Source organism: Stenotrophomonas sp. YJH_SMC_14-1, assembly GCF_059372275.1.
The window spans coordinates 310,850-335,460 of sequence record NZ_JCAFVK010000004.1 but is presented as its reverse complement, the minus strand read 5'-3'; the positions used below and the strand labels follow the sequence as shown (position 1 = coordinate 335,460).

The window sequence follows — 24,611 nt, the reverse complement described above, 5'->3', positions numbered from 1 at the left end:
CTGCGAGTACGCTTCGTCAGAGCAACGTGATGCCGTGCTGCCTGAATGGCTGCATTACTACAACTGGCACCGACCCCACATGGGGATCGGCAGCCAACCGCCTATTTCCAGAATCCCGCTGAACAACGTGGTGGGTTTACATAACTAACAGTCGACTCTACCCAGTCGATCCCATCGGGTCGATTCAATTCAGTTGATTCAATTCAGTTGATTCAATTCAGTTGATTCAATTCAGTTGATCGGGCGGCGTCGTTGGAATGTGGCATGGGTCGATTCTCCACACAATCCTCCACACCTTTTTTCGATCTTCCACAGGTTTATTAAGCGGCCTGTCATCGGCGCGGACCAGCATAGCCACGTCGCCGCAGAGTGGGCTGGGAGGCCCTCGGCGGCAGCAGGCGTGTAGTGACCGTTCCTCCCTTGGTGTTTCCCTTCGCAGTAAACCCTTCAGGAGAAGATCATGAACAAGTACAAGACCCTGGCCGCGCTGGTTGCTACCGCGCTGCTGGCCACCGCCGGTGCCGCTTCGGCGCAGACCGCCGTCACCGGTGGCGGTGCCTCGCTGCCGGCCGACCTCTACAAGGGTTCGGCTGACAGCATCCTGCCGGCCAACTTCAGCTACGCCGTAACCGGCTCGGGTACCGGCAAGAAGGCCTTCCTGGAAAACAACTCGGCGCTGTTCTCCACCACCGGCACCGTGCACTTCGCCGGTAGCGATTCGGTGCTGAGCAGCACCGAACTGAACACCTACAACAGCACTTACAACGTGTCCGGCGATGCCAACCGCTACGGCGCCCTGGTGCAGGTTCCGTCGGTGGCCACCTCGGTCACGATTCCGTTCAACAAGGCCGGTTCGGCCGTTGACCTGTCGGTGACCCAGATCTGCGGCATCTTCTCCGGCAAGATCACCAGCTGGAGCCAGCTGGCGGGCCTGGGCCGTACCGGTGACATCCAGGTCGTCTACCGTGGCGAAAGCAGCGGCACCAGCGAACTGCTGACCCGCTTCCTGACCAGCGCCTGCCAGCCGGCTGACGTGTCGGGCAGCAACCTGAAGTTGACCAACGGCGTGCCGGCGTTCTCGGTGCAGTCGACCTTCGCCAACCTGTTCACCACCGTGCCGTCGAACTTCATCGCCGCACCGGCCACCGGTGGCACCGCGCTGTACAACGCCGTCTATGCCGTTGACGGCCGCGTTGGCTATGTCGGCCCGGACGTCATCCCGAGCCTGACCGACGCCACCAAGGTCGCCAAGGTCAAGGGCTTCTCGCCGGATGAAGTGAGCGTGCAGGCCACGCTGGAAACCGCTGCGCCGCCGACCGGTGCCGCTGCCGAGAACCCGGCGAACTGGGTGCCGGTGTTCGGCAACCCGAGCGCGGGCTATCCGATCGCTGGCTACACCAACTTCGTGTTCGGCCAGTGCTACAAGAACGCCACCGTGGGCGCCAACGTGCGCGGCTTCCTGACCCGCCATTACGGCAGCACCGTGGTCAACGGTGTCGAGCAGGGCCCGAACGACGTCGCCATCCGCGCGCACAAGTTCATCCCGCTGACCAAGGCCTGGCGCGATGCGGTCCGTGCTCGCTTCGCCACCGCCACCAATGCCGGTGCGGTGAACAATCCGAGCACCTGCTCGGGCATCGGCCGTCCGCTGTAACTGCAATTGCTTTGGTAGTTGCAGGAAGTGCACAAGGGCGCCGGCAGCAATGCCGGCGCCTTCTGCGTATGTCCGCTGCATGACCGTGATGCGCCTGTCGTCTTCACGCCGCCGCCACCGTCTATGAGGTGCAGGGCGTGCCTCGCGCAGGCCCATCCGTACACACGCCGCCGCCGACGCGGCCCATCAGGTTGACGAGGTCCCCGATGTCGCACCCGCATTCGCCCACCGCCCGTTTCCCTGCTGCCCTGTGGCGCAGCCACCCGATGGCCTGGGCCGTCGCCGTGGCCCTGGGCAGCGTGGTGGCTCCGGCCACTCAGGCCCAACAGGCGTTCAGCCCCGGCTGGTTCGCCGAGCGCGGTGCGGCGCAGGGCGCGGCGGCACAGAGCGGGCGCATGCCCAATGGCGTGCCGATCCAGTTCCAGCTACCCGCGCAGCAGCAGGATGCGGCACGGCAGAAGCTGCAGCAGTCGATCGACAACCTTGGTACGGCCGCGCAGGCCATCGCCCTGCAGCAGCGCCTGCAGGAACAGGCACGGCAGGCGCGCCGCGAGGCGGGCTTCGTGATCGCCGATGGGCTGGGCAAGGATGGCCTGAAGGTCGACGAGAATCCGCTGACCCGCGGCTGGATCAACGCCCGCGAGGCGATCCAGTCGCAGGCCGCCGACGGGCGGGTGCTGGTCAACATCGAGCAGACCGCCGACCAGGCGATCCTGAACTGGGAAACCTTCAACATTGGTGGCAACACCACACTGAATTTCCTGCAGAACCCCGACTGGGCCGTGTTGAACCGGGTCAATGATCCCGCCGCAAGGCCCAGCCAGATCCTTGGCCAGCTGAAGGCCAATGGCACGGTGTTCGTGGCCAACCGCAACGGTGTGGTGTTCGGCAACAACAGCCAGGTCAATGTCCGCAACCTGGTGGCGGCGGCCGCGCGCATCAGCGACGCGCAGTTCCGTGAGCAGGGTCTGTACAGTGCCGAGGCGAACACCTCGGCGCTGACCGACGCCGTAGGCAAAGTCATGGTCGAACGCGGTGCACGCATCACCACGCACGAACCGACCACGGCAACGCGGGGCGGTGGCTATGTGCTGCTGGCTGGGCACAGCGTGGAGAACGCGGGCCAGATCGAGACGCGCAAAGGTCAGACCCAGCTTGCCGCCGGCGACAGTTTCGTGATCCGCCGTGGCGTGGGCACGGCGCAGAACACTGCATCGACCACCCGTGGCAACGAGATCGCACCGCGCTTCGTCGCTGACAGCACGGCCGGCAGCGTTCGCAACAGCGGTCTGATCCAGGCACGCGAGGGCGACATCACCCTGGCCGGCCGCACGGTCGAACAGGCCGGCGTTGCGGTTGCGACCACCACGCTGAATCAGCGCGGCACCGTACACCTGCTGAATTCGGCGTCCGATGCGGCGGGCAGTGTGACCCTGGCCTCCGGCTCGACCACTGCAGTACTGCTGGAAGACGATGGCAAGAGCACGGCGCTGGACAGCCAGCGCGATGCCCTCATCAGGGAATCGGCCGAGCAGGACAAGCTTCGCGGTGGCAGCAACAGTGGCACCTTCGACAATCTCTCGCGCCTGCAGGACCGCCGCGAGCAATCGCGCATCGAAGTCGTCTCCGGCGGCGATGTGAACTTCCAGGCCGGCGCGCTGGCGGTAGCCACCGGCGGCCAGGTAGTCGCCGACGCCAGCCGACGCAGCTATCTGGATGATGGCGCGCGCGTGGACGTCTCCGGTGCGGTGGGCGTGCAGGTGGCGATGGAAAGCAACAACGTCAAGGTGAAGGTGCAGGGCAACGAGCTGCGCGATTCACCGGACAACCGTGACAGCGGCAAGCTGATCAGTAGCGAGGTGTGGATCGACCGCCGCCAGTTGATCGAAGTCGCCGCCGGTACCGGTGGCTATGACGGCACGCGCTGGTATGCCGGCGGCGGCCTGCTGGAAGTGGGTGGCTACCTGGACAATCAGGGGCATTCGATCAGCGAATGGGCGGCGCAGGGCGGCACCGTCCAGCTGGCAGGCAAGGAAGTGGTGAGCCACGCCGGTTCGCGCATCAATCTGGCCGGCGGCAGCCTGGATGTGCAGTCCGGCGTGGTGCAGCAGAGCTGGCTGCGTGGCCGCGATGGCCAGTTGTACCGGCTTGACGATGCACCGGCCGAGATGCTGTACGACGGTCTGTACCAAGGCTATGAAGTGAAGCAGGAACGGTGGGGAGTGACCGAATCGTTCCGCAATCCGCTGGTGGCACCCACCCAGCGTTTCGACAATGGCTATACCGTGGGACGCGATGCTGGCCGTCTGCTGATCTCGGCGCCCACGGCTGTCCTGCAGGGCCAGGTGGATACGGTGGCCTTTCAGGGCCTGCAGCAGACGCGCCGCCCCGACCAGGGGCAGGACGGATACGCGCAGGCACAGACGGCGGCGGCCCGCAACGCCCAGCTCTGGCTGGGGCGTTTCGACAACAACGGCCGAAGTGCAGTGTTCGATTCGCAGATCCGCATCGGAGCGCTCCAGGCCGACACCCGGTCATGGACGTTGCAGGCACCGATCGGGGAAACACAGCGCAATACCGTGTGGTTGGACAGTGAGGTCCTGAGCGCTCAGCGTTGGGGGCAGGTGGACCTCGCTTCTGCGGGCCGTATCGACCTGGATGGCACGCTCAGGTTGCAGGAGGGCGGTCGGCTTGGGCTCACTGCAAGCCGCGTCGGCTTCGGCGGAACGGTGCAGATTGCCGGCGGGCAGGTGGAGGCCGGCAACCTGCTTCCGGCGCTCGGCGGGCCCTCGGCCCTGCTGAGGTCCGGACGCGGCGCGGTGGATGTTGCGGCGGGCGCGCGGATCGATCTTGGCGGTGGCTGGAGCAACGCGCTTGCAGCGCCGGAGGGCGGTCCGGCACAGGCGTGGATCGACGGCGGGCAGGTGCGCTTCAACAGCAGCCACGACATCGCTGTGGGCGAGGGAGCGACGATTCTGGTCGATGCCGGCGGCGCGATCGATGCCAGTGGCAAAGGGCGCGTAGGCAAGGGCGGCAGTGTCAGCCTGCTCGCGGCCAGCACCGAGGTTGCCACCGACGGCAGCGGGCGGATCCGTATCGGCGATGGCGCACGCTTCAGCGCGCTCGGCAATGGCAGCGGCAACTTCACGCTGGCAACAGGCGGTGCGGTGTCTATCGGCGCGCCTGGCACGGATGCATCGGCGGCGTCGTTGCAACTGCAGCCAGCACTGTTCAGGAGTGGCTTCGCCGGCTATGACATCGCCGGGCACAACGGTTTGACGGTTGAAGAAGGTACCCGGCTGCAGGTGGAACGACCGGCGCTGCGCCTGGCCGAGGGCGCACAGCAGGCACTGGCCCGCGAGCAGGGCGTGCAGACCTGGACGCCATCGTTGTATGAGGCGGATCCGGCCAGCGGGCGTGTATCGCAGCGCGGCGGCGCGAGCCTGGCACTGCGCGCAGGGCATCTGCTGTCCACGGCCGATCTGCGCGTTGGCAAGGGCGCAAGGATCGAGGCCGATGCCGGCCAGTCGATCGAACTGTTCAGCGCCGGCAACCTGGACGTGGCTGGCAGTCTGAAGGCGGCCGGCGGCCGCATCCGCCTGGACGAGGCATTCGACCCGACCGGTGTGCGTGGCGATCAACGCCGCGAACGTCGCTGGACGATTGCCGAGGGTGCCCTGCTGGACGTGAGCGGCGATAGCGTTTCCCTGCCCGACGCGCGCGGGACATTGCGCGGACAGGTGCGCAAGGGCGGAACGATCGAGATCGGGGGGGCGTTGGACTGGGAAGACCAGGACCACGCACGCCACTTGCCGCCCGATACCTTCGTGGTGGTGGAGCGCGGTGCGCGGCTGGACGCGTCCGGTGCTTCGGCGCTGCTGGACATTGATGGCAGCGGGCGCACCCGGGTGGACAGCGACGGCGGCAGTATCGTGCTGCGCGCCGGCAATGCGCTGTACCTGCAGGGCGACGTGGACGCAGCAGCGGGCGGCGACGGCGCGCGCGGCGGCACCCTGGGGGTTGCCTTCGGTGGTGGCACCTACGGCAGAACGGCAGACGGCAAGGAGGTGCTGGCACCGCGGGTGATCTCGTTGACCCAGCACGCCGCGCAGACGGCGGACCTGCCTGCACGCCTTGAGTACGGCCATGCGGCACTGTCGATGGGGCAGATCGAGGCCGGTGGTTTCGACCATCTGGCCCTGTTCGGCGACATCCGCGCCCTGGGAGATGTCAATCTGCGCATGGACCAGAGCCTGCGCATCCAGGGCTTGAATGAGCGTTACCTCGGCCTCGTCCCGGGCAACAGCGAGGGCGGCCGCCTGCAACTGGCCGCGCCATATGTCCGCCTTGCGCAGGGGCGCTGGTGGCAGCCGGCCGGGGAAGGCACGTTGCGCCCACTGGAGGCAGCGTTCGACAGCGGCCGGCAGCATCGCCTGGACGTGAGCGCCGATCTGATCGATCTGCGAGACGTCACCTGGCTGGCGGGATTTGACCAGGTCGCGCTGCGCAGCCGCGGTGACATCCGCATGCTGGCCCCGGTCGCCAGCAGTTCACTCGTCTCCACGCTGGCAAGCCCGGGTTCGATCGATATCAGCGCCGCACGTATGTATCCGGCGGCCCGGGCCAAGGGACGCATCGTGGCGGGCGTCCCCGACATCGGTCCTTCAGGCCTGTCCTGGCAGAACCCCGACGCCGTACTGCGCATCCATGGCATTGCAGGCGGCGCGCAACCGGCACCGGACTCTGCGTTCGGTAGCCTGGAGCTGGTGGCGGCGACGGTGGTGCAGGGCGGCAATGTGCAGGCGCCGTGGGGCCATGTACAGCTGGGTGGCAGGGAATTCAACGCCGATGCGGCCAGCCGCGTCGACCTGCTTGCAGGCAGCGTGACGTCGGTGAGCGGTGCCGGCCTGCAGTTGCCGTTTGGCGGCACCGTGGATGGTGTGGGCTGGCGCCGCAACGGTGCCGACTTCGATGTGCTGGGCCCCGGCTCGACCAACATCCCGATCGGTATCGACATCGTCGCCAACGCTTTCAATGGCGTGGCGGGCAGCGTGCTGGACGTCTCCGGTGGAGGCGAGCTGTCCGGTGCCGCATTCGTGGCGGGGCGCGGCGGCTCGGTGGACATCCTGAGGCACGCGCTGGCGGATGCGAACCCGCGCTACCGCTTCAGCGGCAGTGACAATGCGGTCTACGCGATCATGCCGGGACGCTCGGGCACGCAGGCGCCGCAGGCGGTCGCTGACGGCAGCGCCGATCCGCGCATCGGCCAGCAGATTGTCATTCCTGCCGGGGTTCCCGGCCTCCCGGCCGGAACCTACACGCTGCTGCCGGCAAGCTACGCACTGCAGAAGGGCGCATTCCGCGTCGAAGTCGGCGCCGAAAGCGCCGTCGGCAGCCGCCAGGCAGTGGCGACCGGCACGGGTTCCTGGCGCGTCAGTGGACACCAGGCGCAGAGCCTGGGCGGTGGAGTCTCATCGCTGCTCACCGATCTGGTGCTGACGCCGGCGGATGTGGTGCGCCGCCATGCCAGCTACAACGAGACCTCCTACAGCACTTTCGTACAGGGCGTGGCTGAGCGGCGTGGTGAAGCGCTGCGCTGGCGGCCAACCGACGCCGGCAACCTCAACCTGGTGTTGGGCGATGGCGCCGGACGTTCGAGCGTGCCAGCCGCGATCTTCCAGGGCGTGTCACGCTTCAACGCCGGCAGCAATGACGGACGCGGGGGCACGCTTTCAGTCAATCTGCTCGCCTCCAATGAGGCAACGCTGGAGATTGCCACCCAGGGCGGTAGTGCCGGCAGCGGCAGCGGCGCCACCCTCTTCGATTCGGCGCTCAATGCGTTCCGCCCGGAAACGATGCTGATCGGCGGCGTGCTGCGACGTGACGCGACGACTTATTCGTTGGAGGGCAGCGCGCAGCACATCGTGGTGCGCAACGGCGTCAACCTGACGGCGCAGGAAGTGCTGCTGTCGGCTGCGTTCGGGGGCAAGGGCATCCTGGTCGAGCAGGGCGCTTCGATCGATACCTTGGCCGGGGCCGATCCCTCGCGCGTGGCGCAGCCCACGGCGCCCTACCTGGTGTCGGGCGGCCTGCTTGCCGTGTCCAACCAGCGCTTGACGGCGCTCAGTGCGCAGGGCGGCAGTGCCGGCGGTCCGGTGGCGATCGACATCGGCGGATGCGTGGTGGACTGCAATGGCCAGACCCGGTTGCTGTCGGCAGGCAGCATCAACGTGGTCACCGACGGCGCGCTGAACATTGGCGACGCGGTGAGCTACGGCACGCGCCAGCTCGGCCTGGGCATGTCGGCGCTCAATCTCGGCAGCGCCGAAGCCATTGCGGTGGCAGCGGCAGCCGGCGGCCTGCCTGCGGGCATGACCATGAACCAGGAGGTCCTGCAGCGATTGCTGCGTGGAAACACCGCCACCGGCGCGCCGGCGCTGGAGGCGCTGAGCCTGACCGCGCGCGATGCCATCAATGTGTTCGGCAGCGTGGACCTGGATACGCGTGACAGTGCGACCGGCCGCAGCAGTCTACGCAGTCTGGTGCTGGGTGCCCCTGCCATTCATGGTTACGGCACTGCGACCGACCGCGCCCGCATCTTCGCCGATGCGCTGATCTGGGACGGTACGCTGGCCGGCACCACGTTGCCCGGCGGTGAGCAGACCCAGCCGGCCGGCGAGGCGATGGTGGGTCGGCTTGGCCAAGGGCAGCTGGAAATCAATACGCGGGTACTTGAACTGGGGCGTGCGCCCTTCACCCGGCCCAGTTCGTCGGTGGCCGCGGATCGCCAGGTGCTTGGCTTCGCCGGCGTTACCCTGGCAGCGTCGGATCGCATGTTGTTCTCCGGCAAGGGCAGCCTGGATGTCTTCCAGCGGCAGGGCGACTACGTGGCAGGCAGCGGCTGGCAGTTCAGTGGCGGCGCGCTGGATATCGTCACCCCGCTGCTTACGGGTAACGCAGGTGCGCAGCTGGCAATCCGCAATGGCGGAACGGTGCAGCTGCGTGGCGCCGCGGCGACCGCGGGCAGCGATGCGTTGGGTGCGGAGTTGTCCATCACGGCCGAACGCGTTGTGATCGACAGCCGGGTGGCGCTGGCGTCCGGCCGGTTCGAAGCCAATGCCCGCCAGGGCGTGGCGCTTGGCAGCAATGCAATGCTGGACATGGCGGGGCGGAAGGTAAGCCTGTTCGACGTGGACAAGTACAGTTGGGGCGGCGACGTGGCGCTGTCGAGCCGTGACGGTGACATCGTTGCCGACGCGGCGTCGCGCATCGATCTTTCCGCCCGCAACAACCGCGGCGGCCGCTTGACGGTCGCTGCGCTGGGCCCGCAGGGCGGCCGTGTAGATCTGGCAGGTACGTTGCTTGGCGGAGCCAGCGGCCGCTACGACGCCGGTGGCACTGAAGTGCCCTACGACGGCGGCGAGCTGGTAGTGCGTGCACGCCAGTTGCAGGACTTCTCCGGCCTGAACACCCGGCTTACCGCCGGTGGCATTACCGGTGGCCGGACGTTCCAGTTGAGCGAAGGCGACCTGGTGATCGGCGATGAAGTGAAGGCGCGCAACGTTGATATCAGCGTCGATGGTGGCAGCCTGCTCGTCAATGGCCGCATTGATGCCAGTGGCGAACAGGTCGGCAGCATCCGCCTGTCCGCCCGCGATGTGTTGCGTATCGACGGAGCATTGGACGCGCATGGCAGCGCCTTGCGCGTCGATAGTTACGGCAAGATCATCGACAGCCCGAACCGGGCGATGATCGAACTGACCTCGGCCAGTGGCAGCCTGCAGCTGGGCGCGATCTCATCGATGGACCTGCGCGCCGGCACCTCCGTGGCCACGGGTAGCAGCCCGGGCCAGAACGATGGCCGCGCACGCGGCAGCGTCAAGCTCAACGTGCCACGCGTGGGCAGCAACGACGCCGCGATCGACGTGGCCAGCGGCATCCGTATCGCCGGTGCCGCCGACGTCCAGGTCAACGCCTTCCGCAGCTATGATTCGGCGCCATTGGCCAGCGCTCCGGACGTGCATGGCCATCGTCCGCAGGTGATCAACCAACACTGGCTGGACACGGTTGTGGACCCGGACAACAGCCAGTGGATGAACGCCGCGCTGACCAATACGGTACTGCAGCGGCGTACTGCCGCACTGGGCAGCTATCGCCTGCGCCCCGGCGTGCAGATCGTGGCGCGGACCAGCAGTGACAACCCGCGTGGCGATCTGGTCGTGGCCGGCGATATCGATCTGTCCGGCTACCGCTACGGACCGCAGTCGAACCGGACCGATCCAGCGCGCCGTGGCTTTGGTGAATCGGCAGCGCTGGTGCTGCGCGCCGAAGGCGATATCAACGTCTACGGCAGCATCAACGATGGATTCGCGCCGCCGCCTGCCAATCCCGATGAGGACGGCTGGGTGCTGCTGGAAGGGCGCAGTGCCGGTACGCCCAACACGGCGTTCGGTGGCGACCTGATCGTGCCCGGCGAAGGTGTACAGCTGCAGCGCGGCACCGAATTCCGTGCTGGCGCGACGCTGAACTATGCACTGCCCTTCGAGGCCGTGACCCTGCCGGCCGGAACCGTGCTGCCCGCGGAAATGCGGTTGTCGGGACCGCTGCTGCTGCCGGCCGGCACCGTGCTGGGCGCAGCAGTGACGACGGCGGGTGGCGAGGTGGTAGCGGCTGGAACCGTGCTGGCCCAGGCATTGACGTTGCAGGCGGGTGCGCGCCTGGGCGCCGGCTTCCGGCTGCGCGCGCCGGCGCCGGTGGCCGCACAGGTGTGGCCGGCCGGCGTCGCGCTGCCGATGGCGATGAAGCTGTCAGGCGCGCTGGACCTGCATGCCGGCGCGATCATCCCGTCGATGACCAAGGTGGAGCTGGCCGGCGATGCGCCGGTGAAACTGCGGCCTGCTGACGCCAGCGGGCGCCAGGGACGCAACTGGGCGCTGGCGGCGATGCTGCCCGAAGGGACCACCTCGTGGGATCTGACTGCAGTGGCCGGTGCCGATACGACCGCTGCCGATCCGCGTACCCGCAGCTGGGGAAGTGACGGCAGCATCGTGCTGGCCGACAGCCACTACAGCACCATCGGGACGGTGACCACGACGACGGAATGGAAGGGTGATCGAATCGTCAATTTGGAAGGTTCTCTGTACTGGTGGGGCGATGTGAGTCTGGCCGGAAAGTCACCTGCCGAGGTGGCCGAGATCATCGGGACCACCGAGGCGGAGATCTGTGGTGCAGGCGCCTTCTGCGGCCCCGCCCCGCGCCTGGTGGACAAGGAAGGCTCGCTGGCATGGTGGGGCGATGAATCCTGGGTCGGCCGCCCGGCTACGGAACTGGGCGCCGAGATGGGCATGTCGGAGGAAGAGATCTGCGCGGCAATGGGCTACTGCTATGGCGGTGGCACGCTGACCGAGGTGACCACCTACGGCAAGCGCCTGGGCGCTCCCGCCTGGAGCGTGCTGCGAACCGGCAAGGGAGACCTGACGCTGCTGGCCGCGCAGGACGTGCGCATGAAGTCCGGCTTCGGTGTGTACACTGCAGGTGCGCCGACGGCGCTGGGTGATGGCCGCGATGCGCAGTTCAACACGGCGCGTGCGGCTGCGCCCTGGCACACCTCGCTGTTGGGCAGGAACCAGGTGTCGGGCAACTATGATGCGGCGCTGGCCAGTTACCGTGCGTGGTATCCCGACCATGGCGGCGATGTCAGGGTTGAAGCTGGGCGCGACATCATCGGCGACGCCTGGACCGCCCGGTCCGAATCGGGTACGGCGCAGCGCGACCAGGCCGGGCATTCAAGCGCAGCCGTGGGTGGTTGGTTGTGGCGGCAGGGTTCGGGCACCACCGAAGGCGTGCAGGCGACACCGACGAGCTGGTGGATCAATTTCGGCACGTACAGCACCGTGGGCGCCGAAGCGGACGCAGCTCCCCGCATGGTCGGCTTCACCGGCTTAGGCACGCTGGGAGGCGGCAATCTTTCGCTGGAAGCGGGCCGCCACGCGGGCGTGCTCGACCCGATGGGCAATGCCCTGGGTCTGTTGACCGCGCCGCATTCCAGCGCGATTGTTGCTGCGGTCGGGTCGACCGGGCGCGTCAGCAACGGTGAGCTGCATCTGACCGGTGGCGGCGACCTGACGCTGCGAAGCGGCGGAGCGCTCAACCCCGGCCTGCGCGCCAGCGCGCAGCAGCCCGAAGGGTTCCTGCAGGATCTGGATCTCAATGGCGCGGTGACCAACCTGCGCGGCAGCACCCTGCTGCAGGCGGCGCGCATCGGTGGCCTCAGCGCGATACAGAGCAGCTACGGAATGCTGGGCCTGAAGGATCCGTTCGTGGCCGACGCGCCGGTGGCGATGGCGGGGCCCCTGCTCATTCTGGGTGATTCCACTGCCCGGCTGCAGGCCCGTGGTGACATTGTTCTCGGTGGCGCCGCAGATGCAGGGCGTGTGCCGACGGCCAACTACAACGACGTGGTTCTGGGCGATGGCCAGCATGCAGCTGGCACGACGTGGTTCTCGCTCTGGACCCGAGGCACGGCACTGGACCTGTTCTCGGTAGGCGGAAATCTCGCACCCAGCCTGGCCGGAAGTCTGCATGCAACCGGTAGCAACATGTTCGCTGAAGGCGTCGCGCTGCGCGAGCAATCCGTTCCCGCCAGCATCAATTACTGGCTGTATCCGTCCAGGTTCAGTGCGGTGGCTGCGAGTGGTGACATCATCAGCGCCACGCTTCGAGGCCTCGGACCGGGGGCGACCACGGGTGATGTGATCCTGCTCGCGCCTTCGGCCAGCGGCCGGCTCGATGTTCTGGCCGGGGGCTCGATCCATGCCGCGACCAATGCCACCGGCATTGCACGTTCCGGTAGCGACGCCCGCCTGCCTGGCCCGCTTGATCCTGCATTCATGGCCCAGCAGGGCGTCAGCCGGACCCGGGTCAGCCACAATCTCTCGGAGGATGGGGTGCAGGGTGCGGACCCGGCGGCGATGCTGCCACTGTTCGCGTTCGGCCCCAGTACCCCGACTACCGGTGCGCTGACGTCCTGGCCCACATCACCCAGCCGCTTCTATGCCGTTGCCGGTGACATCATCGGCTTGGGCAGTGGCGACCGCCGGCAGTTGGAGAAGAACGCCGGTACCGCGAAGCGGACATTGTTCGACTGGTACGAAGCGGGCTCGGCAGTACAGCTGCGCGCCGGTCGCGATGTCATCAATGCACACGTCACCGCGCTCAACACCAGCGGTACCGATATCAGCGGGATCGAAGCCGGCCGGGACATCATCCGCAGCAACCTGACGGTGGCCGGCCCCGGCAACGTCGAAGTGAGTGCGGGCCGGCAGCTGCGCCAGGAAGAGGCAGGCAGCATCGTCAGTCTTGGCGGTATCGTGCAGGGTGACACCCGCCCGGGTGCAAGCATTGCGGTGACCGCAGGCAACCAGCACATTGATTTCGATGCACTGCGCACGCGCTACCTGGATCCGGCCAACCTCGCCGATTCCTCGCAGTCGCTGGCATCGCAGCCCGGCAAGGCGGTGAAGATCTATGACAAGGAGTTGAAACAGTGGCTGCAGCAGCGCTTCGGCCTGGCCGCCGACGGCGCCGAGGCACTGGCGGCGTTCGACCGGTTGCCGAAGGAGCAGCAGCGGATATTCCTGCGCCAGGTCTACTACGCCGAGCTGCGCGAAGGTGGCCGCGAGTACAACGATCGGAATGGGCCACGCGTTGGTTCTTACCTGCGCGGCCGCGAGGCGATCGCCACGCTGATGCCGGACAAGGATGCAGCGGGTGCGACGATCCAGCGCACCGGCGATATCCTGATGTATGGCGGCTCCGGCGTGCGTACCGAAGCCGGTGGCAACATCGAGCTGATGGCACCGGGCGGACAGATCGTGGTGGGTGTGCAGGGCGTGGTGCCACCGGCCACTGCCGGGCTGGTGACCCAGGGGCAGGGTGACATCCGGCTGTTCAGCCAAGACAGCGTGCTGCTGGGTCTGTCGCGGGTGATGACCACGTTCGGTGGTGACATCCTGGCGTGGTCGGAGCAGGGCGACATCAACGCCGGTCGTGGTTCGCGGACGACGTTGTTGTACACGCCACCGCGCCGCGTCTATGACGGCTGGGGCAATGTGATCCTGTCGCCGCAGGCCCCGGCCAGTGGTGCAGGCATCGCAACGTTGAACCCCATTGCCGAAGTACGACCGGGCGACGTCGACCTGATCGCGCCGCTGGGCACCATCGACGCGGGCGAAGCGGGTATCCGTGTCTCGGGCAACATCAACCTGGCGGCGTTGCAGGTACTCAATGCAGCCAACATCCAGGTGCAGGGTGAGAGCAAGGGCCTGCCGGTGCTGGCCACGGTGAACGTGAATGCGCTGGCTTCGGCCAGTGCGGCAGCGAACAGCGCCAGCCAGGCCGCACAGGATGTGATGCGCAAGAGCCAGGATGATGCACGGCGCAACCAGCCGTCGGTGATCAGCGTGCAGATCCTCGGCTTCGGCAATGGCACCAGCAGCATCAACCCGCCGGCGCGTGGCAACACTGCCAACAGCGGTTATGACGCCAACAGTGCCTTCCAGTTCCCGCAGGCAAGTCGCGACGAGGGCACGCAGCGCCGCTAGGCATCGCACGATCCCGGCGAGTGCCGACCTTGATCGGCAGTAAATCCACGCCGTGTGTGGATGCCGCTGGACTGCAGGAACAGACAGCATCGGGCCAGCTGCCACGGAACGGTGGCGGCCCCAGCCAGGACGGCACGGAGGGCAGGGAGCGGCCATCAGCGGTGAGGATCACCGACACGGCGCCGCCGGGTGCAGGAGAGCGCCCGGCGGCAGGAACGACGCGCGAATGTGTCACGGTGGATTCCGACCTTGGTCAGTAGATCCACGGCATGCGTCGATGGCTTGGGCAGCTTCAGTGCCGACCAACGGTCCGCACCCACCAGAGAAGGCGTGGCAGCAGGCGCCGCTCGGCAGTAGATCCACGCCATGCGTGGATGGCTGGGCCAGCTTCAGTGCCGACCAAGGTCGGGACCCACCAGAGCGGGCTTGGCAGTAGATCCACGCCATGCGTGGATGCTTTGCCTGGGAGCAATCCTAAAGCTCCAGCACCCGCCGGTAACTCAATGGCCCACGCCCATCGCGCAGGCCCAACCGCAGTTCCAGCCCGGTGGCTGGCAGCACCTCGCCTTCGCTCGGCAGCATTGCCCACCCAGCGCCTGGTTGCCACGCGCGTACCTCGAATCGCTGCACATCCTGCGCCACCGCGATTCCCTTTGACGGATCCGGTGCGGGCAAGGGGTAGCGATCCGTAGCCGCACCACTGGCCCGCCAAAGCGTACTTCCCTGCCGCCACCAGCGCACCCGCTGCCAGCGCAGCCCATCGCTGCCCACGCTGCGGGTGATCTCCAGCGCGAAGCTGCCATCCGGGTGCCGTTCGCTCACCAGCGACGGCGGCAGCAATCGCTGCGGACGGTCCGCCGGGCGCACCGCGCCATTCATCAGCGCATCGTCTGCGCGCATTTCGATATCACGCTGGAACTGCTGCAGCACGCGCAGCGCTGTCGTGGTCTCGGCATCGGCCTGGCGCAGACGCTGGTCGCTGCTGGCCACGCTGTCGAGCGTCCGCCAGCAGATCAGCGCCAGTACGCCCATGATGGTGATCGCAATCATCACCTCGATGAGAGTGAAACCGCGTACTGCGCGCTTCATTGCGCCGCCGTCCACGGCAACTGCATTCGCGCCAGCGACTGCCGGGGTGCATCTTCGGCAACCACGCTGAGTTCCAGCTGTGGCTGTCCGTCACTCCCGGTGCCGACATGCTGCAGCACCAGGAAACTGCTGCGCCCCTGCACGCAGCGCTGCCGTGCATCCTGCGGAGGCTGCCCGGCCAGGCGCAGCTCCTGCCAGCGGTCCTGCGCACACATCAGTGCCAGCCGGCGGTCGCGCAGGCGCGACTGATCATCGGTCGCCACCGCCACTGAACGCATCACCGCCGCCAACGCAATCGAAACGATCGCCAGTGCAATCAGTACCTCGACCAGGGTGAACCCGCGCATGTTCTGCTTCACTGCACGACCTGCAACTGTCCGCTGCCATCATCGCGAAGACGCAGTTTGCGGCCATCCAACGACAGTCCAAGCTCCCAGGCGATACCGATCCACTCCGGGCTCAGCTCAATGGGGTTGGCGGGCTGCACCGCGATGCCCGTCGCCTGCCACCTCTGCGGGCGCAGCAGATCATCGCGTTCAACGGTCACCCAGCGGCTGCCTTCGCGGCGGCTGAAACGATAGCCGTTGGCGTCGGCCTGCCAGCGCAGGGGGCGGCCATCGATGCGCGCCTCGTCGCGCGCCACCTGCAGGCGCTGCGCCAGCCGTTCAGCTTCCTGTCGCAGCTGCCGGCCCGGGTCGAGCAGGCTGCCCAGGCCCAGGCCGATGCCCGCCGTGCAGATGCCGATGATCACCAGCACCACCATCAGTTCCAGCAGGGTGAAACCACGCGGCACGTGCTGCATCGACGTTGCCTCCTGTCCGGGTCGATACCCGCCAGCGTAGGCCGGGATGATGAAACAAAAGCGTCAGCCACAGCTGCTAGCGTGGGCGGACACGAACGTGGCGATGGTGCGGAACATGGATGGCAGGCGCTGGGATCGCAATCGCATGTTGACCCTGCTGGCGGCGACCCTGCTGCTGGCGGTGGTGGCCTATTGGGGCGTGACCCTGTCTGCGGTGGCGCCGACGGCGGCGGCCAGCGAAACGCACGCAGAGGCCCCTGCACGCCCCCTGTTCGATGCAGTGGCCAGCCTGCCGCTGGTGCGGTTGCTGTCCCCCGGTGCGGTGCAGACCGAGGTGGTCGTGCTGGGCGTGATGGCCGGCGACCACGCGCCGCTGGCGCTGCTTTCGGTGGATGGACGCCCGGCGGAAGCGTATGCGCCCGGCCAACGACTCGGACCCTGCACGGTGCTGGCCAGCATCAGTGCCAGCGCGGTCGAATTGAACCAGGCCGGGCAATCGCGCAGCCTGCCGGTGCCTGAGCTGCCGCCGGTGCCGAGCGATGGCTTCGTGCCCGCGGCACCGTAGTGCCGAGCCTACGCTCGGCTGCGTCTGGAAGAACAGTCGAGCCTGGCTCGACTCTACAGAATCCTGCCGAGCGATAGCTGGACCCTTCAAATCCTGCCAGGCGTGGGCTCGGCCCTCCGGCCGCGCAGGCTCATCGCGCCGGACGCTGCGGTACCACCGAACGACCAAAGGCATCGCCCATGCGCTGTCGCGTGCCTTCGAGGTTGTACTGCATCAGCTGGTTGCCCGGCTGCCGCATCAGCCGTTCGGCCTCGGGCAATGCCGGTGACTTCGCCGCTTTCGATGCCGGCGCCAACTTGCGCTGCAGGCAGTCCCAGGCCGGAATGCGCTCGCCATTGACCTGTACTTCGATGCAGGGCGCGGGGTCTTCCTGCTTCTTCGCCTCGTCGGCGCGCACTGGGGCCAACACCAGCAGCAACGCAAGGGTGAGGGCAGCGCCCAGCTCCACCATCAGTGATTCACGCATCTCGAATCTTCCGCAGCAATCGACGTTCTGCAATGAAGACGTGTGGCGAAGGCAGGGTCCGCCTGCGTGCATTGCGGTGCCGTCAAAAGATGACAGTGCTGTCACAAAACTGTTGGCGGTTTTGACGCGACGTACACGTCCTGTTGGTAGACCCACGCGCCGCTCCCTGGCCACTCCCTTCGATACGACGCGATGCCTTCGATGACTCCTGTTCCGTGCCGAGCCGTCCACCTTCCCTTGCGCCTGCATCCGCTGGTGCTGGCTCTGGCCGCGATGCCGCTGCCGTTGTTCGCGCAGGAGGCAGCGCCAGCGCCCAGCGTGAACATCAATGAATACATCGTGCGCGGCAACACCGTGCTCGATCCGCGCCAGATCGAACGTGCGGTGGAGCCGTTCCTCGGCCCGGGCAAGACCCTGGCTGATGTCGAGAAGGCGCGCGATGCCGTCAATGCGCTGTACCAACAGGCAGGCTACCAGTCAGTCTACGTCGAGCTGCCCGAGCAGCAGGTCAGTGGCGGCGTGGTGCTGCTGAAGGTGCAGCAGACGCCGATTGGGCAGCTGCGGGTCGTGGGAACGAAGCACGAATCGCCCGAGCGCATCCGCGAACGCGTGCCGGCGCTCGCCGAGGGCAAGGTGCCTGATTTCGATCAGGCGCAGAAGGAGCTGACCGCGCTCAATGAAGGCGGACGTCGCCAGGTGATGCCGCTGGTGCGCGAGGGCCAGGTGCCGGGCACGATGGATGTGGACCTGCAGGTCGAAGAGAAGTCGCCGTGGCGTGCCAGCGCGTCACTCAACAACGACCACAGCGCCGACACCGAGAAGCTGCGCCTGAGTGCGTCGCTGGCCTACGACAACCTGTGGAAGCGGGGGCACAGCGCCAACATCGGCGTGTACCTGGCGCCGGAAGATACAAAGCAGGCCAAGGTGTTCTCTGCCTCGTACACGATGCCGTTCGAAGGCACGCCATGGAGCCTGGAAGCCTCCGGCTACAAGTCCGACAGCCGCGTGCTGAACGCGGGCGGGCAGGTCGGTACCGGCACTGGCACCAATGTGATCGGCAACGGTCATTCGATCGGTGTCAAGCTCAACTATCGACTGGCCGGCAGCAGCCAATGGTGGCGCCAGCTGAGCCTCGGCGTGGATTTCAAGGATACCGAGGAAGACACGCAGATGGGCAAGGAGAGCCTGAAGACGCCGCTGAAGTACGCGCCGATCACCCTGGGGTTTGTCGGTGTGCGCCAGGGCGAGCAGGATCAGTTGAGCATCAATACCCAGCTGGTGGCCGGTACCCGTCGGCTGTTCGGCTATGGCAGCGATGCCATCGGATTCGGGCAGAAGCGCTACTGGGCAGACCCCAGTTTCGTCGCGTTCAAGGCGGACGTCGCCAACACCCACACGTTCGGCAGCGACTGGCAATGGTATGCACGCGGCTCGTTGCAGGTGACCGATGCGCCGCTGGTGTCGGCCGAGCAGTTCGCCGCCGGTGGCATGTACACCGTGCGCGGCTATCTGTCGGCCGAGGCGATCGGCGATTACGGCGGCCTGGCCAGCCTGGAATGGCGCACCCCGGCATGGTCGCTGGGGAGCGGCAGCGACCTGCGGGTCTACAGCTTTGCGGACGCGGCGTACCTGCGCCTGCGCCAGCCGCTGCCCGAGCAGCGTGACAAGTACAACCTGGCCTCGGTCGGCCTGGGCGCGCAGCTGCGCCTGGGCGAACACCTGCAACTGCGCCTGGACTACGCCTGGCCCTATGCCGACGGCCCGGTCACGCGCAAGGACGATCCGCGCCTGCATTTCAACATCAGCACCAGTTACTGACCCTTCCCTTGAACATGCGTTCTCCGGAGACCCTTCGCATGGACCGTTTGCTTTCCCGAGTGTTGTTGCTGCTGGCCGCGCTGGTTGCGCTGCCGGCCGCTGCGGCCGATGCCAATTGGTGGCAGGCCGAATGGAAGTACCGCAAGCCGATCACTGTCGACGCCGGCCCGCAGGGCGCGGGCCTGGCCGGTGACCCGGGCCGCACGCCGCTGCTGCTGCGCCTGCATACCGGCAACTTTGGCTTCGACGGTACCCAGGATGCGGGCAACGACCTGCGCTTCGTCTCGGGTGATGGCCGCACCGTGCTGGCCCACCAGATCGAACAGTTCGATCCCAAGCTGGGTCTGGCCCTGGTCTGGGTGGACGTGCCGGCGGTCAGCGCTGCGGCACCGCAGACGATCTGGATGTACTACGGCAACGAGAAGGCCCCGGCCAGCGGCAATGGCCAGCAGGTGTTCGACCCGGACTACACGCTGGTCTACCACTTCGCCGAGGCCAATGCGCCGGCACGCGACACCACCGCTTATGGCAACAATGCCGGTGCCGTGGTGCCGCCATCGGAAGGCTCGGTGATCGGCCGCGGTGTGCAGTTGGGCGCAGGCCCGCTGCCGCTGCCGGCCAGCGCATCGCTTGCGCAGGAGGCGGGCGCGCCGCTCACTGTTTCGGCCTGGATCAAGCCGGGCAGCAACAACGCTGCACAGGCGATCTATGCCCGTCGTGACGGTGCGTCCGAACTGGTGCTGGGCATCGAGAACCGGGTGCCGTTCGTGCAGCTCAATGGCCAGCGCAGCACGCCGGCGCAGCCGATTCCGGAAGGGCAGTGGGCGCATGTGGCGCTGACTGCGGAGAAGGGCGCTCTGCAGCTGTACCTCAAGGGCCGCGTGGTCGCCCAGCTGAGCGGCGAGCTGCCGGCGCTGACCACCGCGCCGGTGGTGGGCGCCGATGCGCCGGGCGCGGTGCAGCCGCTGGCCAGCTTCGAAGGCGCGCTGGATGAGTTGCGTATTTCGCGCGTGGCACGACCGGCCGCGCTGCTGCTGGCCGATGCCACCGCGCAGGGCGCCGACTCGCGCCTGATCAGCTACGGCGCCGACGAGCAGTCCGCCGGGCAGAGCCACTTCGCCTTCATTCTCAAGGCGATGCCGTTCGACGCCTGGGTGGTGGTCGCCATCCTGGGCCTGATGATGCTGCTGTCGTGGGCGATCATGATCGCCAAGGGGCGGCACTTCGGCCGTACCAGCAAGGCCAATGCAGTGTTCACCGAGAGCTTCGGCAAGCTGTCCGGTGTGCCGCTGCGCACCCTGTCCGACATGGACCGCCAGGGCAAGGCACCCACCGCGATGCACGACGGTTCGCTGTGGCGCATCTACCAGGTGGCCATCGATGAAATGCAGCAGCGTCACCAGCGCGACGGCAACAGTGGTTATCTCAGTGGTGCCACCATTGCGGCGATCCGCGCCTCGATGGATGCGGTGATGGTGCGTGAGCAGGAAGCGATGGCGCGGCGGATGAACTGGCTGTCGACCACCATCGAAGGCGCGCCGTACGTGGGCCTGTTCGGTACCGTGATCGGCATCATGCTGGTGTTCGTGGTGGCGGCGATGGCTGGCGCGGTGGACATCAATTCGGTGGCGCCGGGCATGGCCGCGGCGCTGCTGTGTACCGCTGCCGGCCTCGGCGTCGCGATCCCGGCGCTTTTCGGCTACAACTACCTGGGCGCGCGTGCCGAAGCGATCGGCGCGGACATGGCGGTGTTCATCGACGAGTTCGCCGCACGCCTGGCCGAAGAGCAGGACGGGCGCGGCCCGGCCGCGGTCCAGGGCTGAGGGGCACGCCATGGGCCAGAAGGCGAAGTTCGGCATCAAGAAGCGCGAGAAGGGCATCAACGTGACGCCCTTCGTCGACGTGCTGCTGGTGGTGCTGGTGATCTTCATCCTGACCAGCAACGCCTCCATCCCCGGCATCGAGGTCAACCTGCCGAAGGCCAGCAACAGCGTCGCACTGGAGAAGCCGAAGACCAAGGCGATCACCATCGACCCCAGTGGACAGGTGTTCCTGGATGCCTACCCGGTGACGATGGCTGAACTGGAAGACCGGTTGCGTACCGAGCGCGCGACCACGCCGGATTTCCCGGTGATCGTGCGCGGTGATGCGCAGGTGCAGTACGCCCGCGTGGTCGAGGTGCTGGACCTGCTGCGGCGGCTGGAGCTGGCCCAGGTCGGCCTGGTCACCGGCAAGGCGCAGGGCTGAGGCATGACGGCCCATCAACCCCCTCGGCCGGAGCCCGGCATGCGCGGCCGCCAGTTGCTGGTGACCGTCGCGCTGGTGCTGGCCGCGTTGCTGGTGCTCGGCATCGCCGTGTGGTGGATGCTGTTCAGGGACACTGCCAGTACCCGTCGGCCGGTGGTGCAGCCGCCGATGCTGGCGCTGCCGCCGCCCCCTCCGCCGCCGCCGCCACCACCGGAAAAGCCGCCGGAACCCGAAACGCCGCCGGAAGAGGCCATTCCCGAGCCGGAGCCGCTGGATCAGCCGACGCCGGCCGAAGAGCCGACCCCGACCCCGGACAATGCCGACCCGGTAACGATGAATGCCGATGCGCAGGCCGGCGGTGACAACTTCGGTATCCAGTCCGGCAGTGGCGGCGGTTCCTCCGGCGTTGGCCGTGGTGGCGCCGGCAACGCTACCTACGGCCGCTACCTCGGCTACCTGATGCAGCAGGCGATCTCGCGCGATGACAAGGTCAAGCGCCTGGCGTTCCAGCTGCAGGTGAATGTGTGGCTGGCCAACGACGGCCGCCTGGAAAAGGTCGAGCTGGTGCGCGGCAGTGGCAACGAGGAGGCCGACGCGGCCGTGCTCGATGCGCTGCGACGCATCGGCAAGGTCGACCAGGCACCACCGCCGTCGCTCGATTTCCCCGCCCGCGTGCTGATCCAGGGCCGCCGGCCCGGGGCCTGATTCCCGACCTCCGTGATTTCCCTTCTTTCGATGAGAACCGTGATGAACGACCACGACCGCGCACGAACCGACTCCCGCCGCCCGCGGCCGGCCCGACGGGCGCTGCTGTGCTGCGCCGTGCTGCTCAGCCTGGCCGCCCCGGCCGGTGCGATGGCCGCCGAAACCACCATGGTCAAGCTGATCAAGGGCCTGATCGCCAGCGGTGCGCTGAAGCCCGAAGACGGCCAGGCATTGCTGGTGCAGGCCGAGGCCGAAGCAGCGGCCGCCCAGCGCGGTACAGCCGCCGCGCCCTCGGCCGCCAGTGGTGGCGTGGCCCTGGAGGCCGGTGACGTGCGCGTGCCCTACGTCCCGCAGAGCGTGCGCGACGGCATTCGTGACGAAGTGCGCCAGGATGTGATGGCGCAGGCCAGGTCGGAAGGCTGGGCGGCACCGAACGAAGTGGCCGAATGGACCAAGCGCATCAAGGTCACTGGTGACATGCGCGTGCGCAGCGAGTCGCGCTTCTTCTCCGAACGCAACAGCGACATCGTGAGCAACTGGTCGTCGATCAACTCCGGCAACGGCTTCGACACCAACACCAACACCAACCTGCAGTTGCCGCCGCTGCTGAACACCCGCCAGGACCGCCGTAACCTGTGGCGCATCCGTGCCCGCCTGGGCATCGAGGCAACCATTGGCCAGCACACCACGGCCGGCGTGCGCCTGGCCAGCGGCAGCAGCAATGGCCCGGTGTCGACTACCGAGCAGCTGGGTGGCGGCCTGAGCAAGAAGGACGTGTGGCTGGACCAGGCCTGGCTGGCCTACAGCCCGGCGGATTGGGTGACGGTGCGCGGCGGCCGCTTCGGCAATCCGTTCTGGACCAGCGACACGCTGTTCTCCAACGACCTCAACTTCGATGGCCTGGCCGCGAACCTGAAGTACGGCTTCGCCGGCGGTGACCTCGGCCTGTTCGCCAACCTCGCGGTGGTACCCCTGGAGTACACCTCCGACAGCTCGCCGAGCCAGAGCAAGGTCAAGACTCCGAACGAGAACAAGTGGCTGTCCGGTGCGCAAGTAGGTGTGAACTGGCGCTTCCATGACGAGAATACGTTGCGCGCTGCATTGGGCTACTACGACTTCAAGAACATCAGCGGCCGCCTGTCCTCACCGTGCGCCCTGTACGCGGGTGCGGTGGGCTGTGACACCGACTGGTCGCGCCCGGCGTTCATGCAGAAGGGCAACACCCTGATGCTGATCCGCGACATCGCGCGCAATCCGCTGGACCCGGCCAACACGCCGACCCCGCAGTATGTCGGCCTGGCCTCGGCCTTCCGCCTGGCTACCTTGAACCTGCGTTGGGACACGCAGCTGGCACAGGGCGTCGGTCTGCGCCTGGACGGCGATTACATCCGCAACCTGGCCTACGACAAGCAGGCCATGTTCAGTCGCGCCCAGAACGGCATCGTCAACAACTACGGCGCCGGCGGTACCGCCAGCATCCACACCTTCCGCAGCGGCGACACCGCCTGGATGGTGCAGGCCACCTTCGGAGCCACCGAGCTGAAGGAGAAGGGTCAGTGGCAGGCGCTGCTGGGCTACAAGCACATCGAGGCCGATGCGCTGCCGGACGCCTACAACGATCCGAACTTCCACCTGGGCGGTACCAACGCCCGCGGCTACTACGTGGGCGGTGCCTACGCGCTGGACGCGCGCAGCTGGATCAGCGGCAAGTGGATGGCGGCCAAGGAAGTGTCCGGTGCGCCGCTGTCGATCGACGTATTCCAGCTGGAGTTCAACACCGGCTTCTGAGTGGCGGCGTGATGCGGATCACGTAGTGCGTGGCGGGGGCGCAGCGATGCGCCCGTCTAAGGAAAGGAGACCACGCGTTGTTCAAAAGGAGGAGTGGATGAGCCGTCGCAAGCTGTTCGAGAGTCCCGAACCGTCCAGCCAGATGCTGGGTGTTGGGCCGGCCTATGTTTCCGTCGAGGGCCTGCGCCAGCACCTGGCCGAGTTCCTGCTGTATGCAGGCCGGCCGGTGGTGATCATGCGCGGGCGCAGCGAGGTGGGCTATTTCCTGCCGGCGCGCTGCTGGCGCCAGCGTGACGATGATCCGCTGGCCGCCGCTGCCGCCGACCAGCTGCTGGATGCGGCCGGTTTCCAGGCCGAAGACATCCAGCAGGTGGAGCAGGAATTCAACGCCATGCGCCAGCGCACCGTGCTGCATTCACGGCGCTGAGCTTTCGCCTCTACAGTAGATCCACGCCATGCGTGGATGGGGTTACGCTGCAGCCCCACGCTCACTGGTGATGCGCGCACCCTCGCGCATCACCAGGGTCACCGGGGTCTTTTCCACCACCTCCAGCAACCGCTGCCACTGCGCATCGCTCAGCTCGGCGCTGGCATGCAGCACGCGGTGCACATGGAAGCGACCACCCGCGTCACGTTCCGAGCGCAGCTCGGCATGGAACTCGCCCAGTTCCCAGCCCTTGTGCTGCGCGTACATGCGCAGGGTGATGGCGGTGCACGCCGCCAGCGAGGCCAGGTACAGGTCGAACGGTGCGAAGCCCTTGCCCTGACCGCCCAACGAGGCGGGCTCGTCCGCATCCACGGCGAATGTGCCATTGCTGATGTGGTGCAGGTAGTTGTCGGCGGTTGAAACAATGCGTGCGTAGGCCATCACGTTC

The 24,611-nt window shown here is 67.2% G+C and carries 15 protein-coding genes; 10 read left to right on the top strand and 5 right to left on the bottom strand.

Annotated features, from left to right (window positions below; all coding sequences use genetic code 11):
• From AC5P9P_RS13165 to AC5P9P_RS13155, 3 genes are all read left to right on the top strand, one after another.
• Window positions 1-148, top strand: a 148-nt coding sequence (locus tag AC5P9P_RS13165; protein WP_495232850.1) for an integrase core domain-containing protein, incomplete at its 5' end; no start/stop codon positions are given.
• Window positions 149-460: 312 nt separating this feature from the next.
• Window positions 461-1,654 (top strand): substrate-binding domain-containing protein, encoded by a 1,194-nt coding sequence (locus AC5P9P_RS13160; protein WP_495232843.1) that lies wholly within the window; start codon window positions 461-463, stop codon window positions 1,652-1,654.
• A 206-nt stretch (window positions 1,655-1,860) separates the two neighbouring features.
• Complete coding sequence (locus AC5P9P_RS13155; protein WP_495232842.1) at window positions 1,861-14,256, top strand: filamentous hemagglutinin family protein; 12,396 nt, start codon at window positions 1,861-1,863, stop codon at window positions 14,254-14,256.
• 474 nt (window positions 14,257-14,730) lie between these two features.
• Here the strand turns inward: AC5P9P_RS13155 and AC5P9P_RS13150 are convergent, their stop codons facing one another.
• The 3 genes from AC5P9P_RS13150 to gspH are packed head-to-tail and all read right to left on the bottom strand — an operon-like array spanning window position 14,731 to window position 16,147.
• Window positions 14,731-15,345 (bottom strand): prepilin-type N-terminal cleavage/methylation domain-containing protein, encoded by a 615-nt coding sequence (locus AC5P9P_RS13150; RefSeq protein WP_049403430.1) that lies wholly within the window; start codon window positions 15,343-15,345, stop codon window positions 14,731-14,733.
• On the bottom strand, window positions 15,342-15,692 hold the full coding sequence (gene gspI, locus AC5P9P_RS13145) for a type II secretion system minor pseudopilin GspI (RefSeq protein ID WP_181453268.1): 351 nt from the start codon (window positions 15,690-15,692) through the stop codon (window positions 15,342-15,344). Before gspI ends, AC5P9P_RS13150 begins: the two co-directional genes overlap by 4 nt.
• Before the next feature lie 8 nt (window positions 15,693-15,700).
• On the bottom strand, window positions 15,701-16,147 hold the full coding sequence (gene gspH / locus AC5P9P_RS13140) for a type II secretion system minor pseudopilin GspH (RefSeq protein WP_049403381.1): 447 nt from the start codon (window positions 16,145-16,147) through the stop codon (window positions 15,701-15,703).
• Between the two features lie 103 nt (window positions 16,148-16,250).
• Between gspH and AC5P9P_RS13135 the strand changes: the two genes are divergently transcribed.
• The gene (locus AC5P9P_RS13135) at window positions 16,251-16,712 is read left to right on the top strand and encodes a general secretion pathway protein (RefSeq protein WP_174842214.1); all 462 of its coding nucleotides are present in this window, start codon (window positions 16,251-16,253) and stop codon (window positions 16,710-16,712) included.
• Between the two features lie 130 nt (window positions 16,713-16,842).
• Here AC5P9P_RS13135 and AC5P9P_RS13130 read toward each other — a convergent pair whose 3' ends face one another.
• Window positions 16,843-17,178 carry a hypothetical protein gene (locus AC5P9P_RS13130; protein ID WP_049403380.1) on the bottom strand — a complete coding sequence of 112 codons (336 nt, stop codon included), beginning with the start codon at window positions 17,176-17,178 and terminating at the stop codon, window positions 16,843-16,845.
• Window positions 17,179-17,379: 201 nt separating this feature from the next.
• Between AC5P9P_RS13130 and AC5P9P_RS13125 the strand changes: the two genes are divergently transcribed.
• From AC5P9P_RS13125 to AC5P9P_RS13100, 6 genes are all read left to right on the top strand, one after another.
• Window positions 17,380-18,996 carry a ShlB/FhaC/HecB family hemolysin secretion/activation protein gene (locus AC5P9P_RS13125; protein WP_049403379.1) on the top strand — a complete coding sequence of 539 codons (1,617 nt, stop codon included), beginning with the start codon at window positions 17,380-17,382 and terminating at the stop codon, window positions 18,994-18,996.
• Window positions 18,997-19,034: 38 nt separating this feature from the next.
• Window positions 19,035-20,819 (top strand): DUF2341 domain-containing protein, encoded by a 1,785-nt coding sequence (locus tag AC5P9P_RS13120; protein WP_111108879.1) that lies wholly within the window; start codon window positions 19,035-19,037, stop codon window positions 20,817-20,819.
• A 10-nt stretch (window positions 20,820-20,829) separates the two neighbouring features.
• Window positions 20,830-21,243: an ExbD/TolR family protein gene (locus tag AC5P9P_RS13115; RefSeq protein WP_005409874.1), complete on the top strand. Its 414-nt coding sequence runs from the start codon at window positions 20,830-20,832 to the stop codon at window positions 21,241-21,243.
• Window positions 21,244-21,282: 39 nt separating this feature from the next.
• Entirely contained in the window at window positions 21,283-21,948 is a 666-nt protein-coding gene (gene tolA / locus AC5P9P_RS13110; protein WP_033835059.1) for a cell envelope integrity protein TolA, read from the top strand.
• Window positions 21,949-21,990: 42 nt separating this feature from the next.
• The gene (locus tag AC5P9P_RS13105; protein ID WP_174842213.1) at window positions 21,991-23,736 is read left to right on the top strand and encodes a putative porin; all 1,746 of its coding nucleotides are present in this window, start codon (window positions 21,991-21,993) and stop codon (window positions 23,734-23,736) included.
• A gap of 97 nt (window positions 23,737-23,833) precedes the next feature.
• Window positions 23,834-24,163: a hypothetical protein gene (locus AC5P9P_RS13100; protein ID WP_005409871.1), complete on the top strand. Its 330-nt coding sequence runs from the start codon at window positions 23,834-23,836 to the stop codon at window positions 24,161-24,163.
• Between the two features lie 42 nt (window positions 24,164-24,205).
• Here AC5P9P_RS13100 and AC5P9P_RS13095 read toward each other — a convergent pair whose 3' ends face one another.
• Window positions 24,206-24,604: an OsmC family protein gene (locus AC5P9P_RS13095; protein WP_044570312.1), complete on the bottom strand. Its 399-nt coding sequence runs from the start codon at window positions 24,602-24,604 to the stop codon at window positions 24,206-24,208.
• Window positions 24,605-24,611 lie beyond the last annotated feature (7 nt).